This window comes from Micrococcus sp. (genome assembly GCF_030523875.1).
GTDB lineage: Bacteria > Actinomycetota > Actinomycetes > Actinomycetales > Micrococcaceae > Micrococcus.
The window spans coordinates 1-3,727 of sequence record NZ_JAUNHR010000131.1 but is presented as its reverse complement, the minus strand read 5'-3'; the positions used below and the strand labels follow the sequence as shown (position 1 = coordinate 3,727).

At 78.6% G+C, this 3,727-nt stretch carries 4 protein-coding genes; 1 reads left to right on the top strand and 3 read right to left on the bottom strand.

From position 1 onward, the window contains the following. Both Q4D18_RS11320 and Q4D18_RS11315 read right to left on the bottom strand, forming a co-directional pair. Positions 1-1,037 (bottom strand): o-succinylbenzoate synthase (locus Q4D18_RS11320; RefSeq protein WP_303128484.1); only part of this gene is annotated, 1,037 nt, incomplete at its 3' end. 47 nt (positions 1,038-1,084) lie between these two features. Then, positions 1,085-1,738 (bottom strand): hypothetical protein, encoded by a 654-nt coding sequence (locus tag Q4D18_RS11315; protein ID WP_303128483.1) that lies wholly within the window; start codon positions 1,736-1,738, stop codon positions 1,085-1,087. A gap of 108 nt (positions 1,739-1,846) precedes the next feature. Here Q4D18_RS11315 and Q4D18_RS11310 point away from each other — a divergent pair, with 108 nt between their 5' ends. Beyond that, complete coding sequence (locus Q4D18_RS11310; RefSeq protein WP_303128481.1) at positions 1,847-2,755, top strand: phosphatase PAP2 family protein; 909 nt, start codon at positions 1,847-1,849, stop codon at positions 2,753-2,755. Positions 2,756-2,892: 137 nt separating this feature from the next. On the opposite strand, the gene Q4D18_RS11305 is transcribed toward Q4D18_RS11310, so the two are convergent. Then, positions 2,893-3,727 (bottom strand): dihydrolipoamide acetyltransferase family protein (locus Q4D18_RS11305; protein ID WP_303128480.1); only part of this gene is annotated, 835 nt, incomplete at its 5' end.

Genomic DNA, 3,727 nt, shown 5'->3' with positions numbered 1-3,727 from the left:
ACCCGCTCGGCCCACCACCGCTGCCCGTCCGCGTCGGCGCGCACGCGCCGCAGCAGGTCCGGGTCCGGCTCGGGGGCGGCCCCGCCCGGGGCGGGCAGGGCGCCGCCGCGCGGACGCCAGGGCGGGGACACGACGTCATCGGCGAACAGGGCGGCGGTGCCCAGGCCGCACGCGTGCGGCAGGCGCGGCAGGTGCGCGGCCAGGGCCGCTCCTCCGGCGATCCCCACCGAGGTGTCCAGGGCGGAGGAGACGACGGCGTCCAGGCCCGCGGCCTGCACGATCGCGGCGGCGCGACGCACCCCGCCGAGGGGCTGGACCTTCACCACGATCAGGTCGGCCGCGCTGGCCTGGGCTACGGCGAGCGGGTCGGTCTCCTTGCGCACGGCCTCGTCCGCAGCGATCGGGGTGGCGATCCCGGCCGCGCGCAGACGGCGGCGCAGGGCGGCCAGCCCGGCGATGCCCGGAACGGGCTGCTCGGCGTACTCGAGCCCCACGTCCTGCAGGGCCTCCAGCGCGGCGAACGCCTGGTCCTCGTCCCAGCCCTCGTTGGCGTCGATCCGCACCGCCGCGTCCGGCAGCAGCGCCCGCACCCGGCGCACGCGGGCCAGGTCCGCGCTGTGGGAGCCGGCCACGAGGCCGCCTCCGGGACGGCGCTCGGCCACCTTGACCTTCACCGCGGCGATCCCGTCCCCGTAGCGGGCCAGGACGCCCTCGACGTCGTCGGCGGCCACCGCGGGGACGGTCGCGTTCACGGGCACCGCCTCCCGCACGGGCTCGGGCCAGCCCTGCCAGCCGGCCTCGACCGCGGCGGCCAGCCAGCGGGAGGCCTCGGCCGGGCCGTACTCGGGGAACGGGGAGAACTCGGCCCAGCCGGCGGGGCCGCGCAGCAGCAGGGCGTGGCGCACGTCCGTGCCGCGGAAGCGCACGGACATCGGCAGGGACACCGCGACGGCGTGCTCCAGCAGCTCCTCGACGTCCGGGAGGGCGGGCCCGCCCGGCGAGCCGGGCAGCGGGGGCAGGGCGGCGGCGAGGTCCATGCAGGACAGTCTAGGAACGCCGCCCGGCGCGGGCCCGACGGCGGCGGTCAGCCCGCGGCCGGGTACCCGAGCGCCCGGGCGAGCGGGAGGGCCCGCTCGGCGGTGCCGAGCACCCCCGTCAGGCCCACCACGACGGCGTCGGCCACCTCGGGCCGCACGTGCCAGTCCGGGGTGAAGGGATCGTCCGCGCCGGCCCAGGCGGCGCCCACCGCGCACAGGGCCAGCGTCATCTCCACCACGTCCTCGAAGACGGGGACGGGCTCGGTGGTCCGGTCCTCCCATCCCTCCTCGTCGAGGACCATGAGCACGTGCCCGGTGGAGGCCTGGTGGATGAACGGGTCCGCGCCCTGCAGGGCCACCGCCGTCCAGTCCTCGTCCCAGTCCGCCAGGCGGGCGCCGGTGCGCCGACTCCACCGGTACCCGGCCTGCTCGTCCCACAGGCGCTCGAGGGGGAACAGGAGGAACGGCAGCCCGAGGGTGTCGACCTCCACCCACTCCGGGCCCACATGACGGTAGAAGTCGGCGAGGTCCGGGGCGAGCGGCTCCTCCGCCGCCCACTCGATGGGCTCCTGGCGGCGCACGGGGCCGACGGCCGCCAGGGCGGCACGCGCCGCGGCGAGCCGCCGCGGGTCCAGGGCGGGGCGGGGACGCGTGCCGGACCCGCCCGCAGCAGGGCCGGCGACGGGGAGGTGGGTGTCCATGCGGCCAGGCTAGGAGGGCTCCCGCACCCCGGGGCCACGCGGGCGGGACGGGCCGGTGACGGCCTGGTGAAGCCTGCATGACCGGGCGGACTCGGCCAGAATGGGGGCATGGACCCCCACGACGCACGCGCCGACCCCGGGGCGGCCCCGGCCGTGCCCGCGCGTCGTCCCGCCCGCCGCGCGGATGCCCTGTGGGCGCTCGCCGCCGCGGGCTGCGCCGTCACGGTGGCCCTGCTGTACGCCCTGCTGGTGACCACCAGCACGGGCCAGCTGCTGGAGTACCAGCTGTTCGCCGCCGTCGAGGACCGCTGGGGCGTCCCGGACACGGGCATCGCCCCGCGCCTGGTCCGGCTCCTGCCGCCCGCGCTCGCCGCGGGCGCGGGGCTGGCGGCGCTGGCGTGCCTGCCCTCCCGGCGGACGCGCGGCCGGGGGGTGCTCGCCCTCGTGGCCCTGGTGGGCGCCAACGCCACCACCCAGGTGCTCAAGCACGTCCTGCCCCGCCCGGCCCTGGAGAACGGGGTGCCGTGGGCCGGGGGCAACTCTCTGCCCTCGGGCCACACCACGCTCGTGGCCGCGGCCGCGGCCACGGTCCTGCTGCTCGTGCCCGCGCGCTGGCGGCCCGCCGCGGCCGTGGCCGGCACCGCGGCCACCGCGTTCACCGGCACCGCCGCCTACCTCGAGGCCTGGCACCGGCCCGCGGACATGGCGGCCGCGGTCGCCGTGGCCGGGCTGTGGGCCGTGCTCGTGGCCCCGTGGCGGCGCGGCCCCGGCACCGGGCGACGCCGGACCTCCGCACTCGAGCGGACCGTCGAGGTCCTGCTGTGGACGGCCGGCCTCGGCGGCCTCGCCGCGGGCGCGGTGCTGCTCGCGCTCACCCTCCCGGAGCCTGCCGTGGCCGCCGCCGCCCATCCCCTCGCCGCCACCGCCGGCGTGCTGCTCAGCGCCTCCCCGGCCGCCGTCCTGGCCGGGCTGCTGCTGACCCTGCTGCGCCGCGTGGACGCCCGTCGGCCCCGCTGATCTCCGTCCCCACGGCCGCGTTCCACGCCGCCGGGGCGTCCGGCCCCGGGCGCGCCGCGGCCCCGCCGGCGCAGGGCCGGCGGGGCCGCGATGGGAGGCTCCCGGAGAGAGCCGGGGCGGAACCGCTCCGGACGGGATCAGATCCGGGCGAGGGCCGCCGTCGGGTCGTTCAGGCAGTCCGCCACGAACGTGAGGAACGCGCTCGCGGTGGCGCCGTCGGTGACGCGGTGGTCGAAGGAGACGGTCATCTCCGCGACCTTGCGCACCACGATCTGCCCGTCCACGACCCACGGGCGGTCCATGATCCGGCCGATGCCGAGCATGCCCACCTCGGGGTGGTTGAGGATCGGCGTGGCGCCGTCCGTGCCCAGCGGCCCGTAGTTGTTCAGCGTGAACGTGCCGCGGGTCAGCTCGGCCGGGGCCGACTTGCCCTCGCGCGCCCGGGCGATGGTCTCGCCGATCGCGCGGGTGAGCTCCTCGGCGCAGAGGCGCTCGGCGTGCTCCACGGACGGGACCATCAGGCCGCGGTCCGTCTGCACGGCCAGGCCGAGGTGGACGCCGTCGAACTCCACGACCTCCTCGCGGCCGTCCTCGGCGCGCTCGATGCGGGCGGCCATGACGGGGTACCGCTGCAGGCCCGCGAGCGTGAAGCGCGCGATCAGGGCCAGCAGGGACGGCACGTTCTCCGGGTCCTTGGCCTTGAGCGCCGAGCGGAGCTCGAGCAGGCCAGTGACGTCCACGTCCAGCCACGCGGTGACGTCCGGGACCACGGTCCGCGAGCGCACCATCTGGTCCGCGATCACGCGGCGCACGCCGGTGAGCGGGGTGCGGGAGGCCACGGTCAGCCCGGAGCGGGCGTCCGTGCCGCCGACCTCGGCGGTGGCCGCCGGCGCCGCGGAGGCGGCGGACGAGGCCGGGGCGGCGGGGGCAGCGTCGGCCGGAGCCGGGGCGGACGACGCCGGCGCGCCGGCT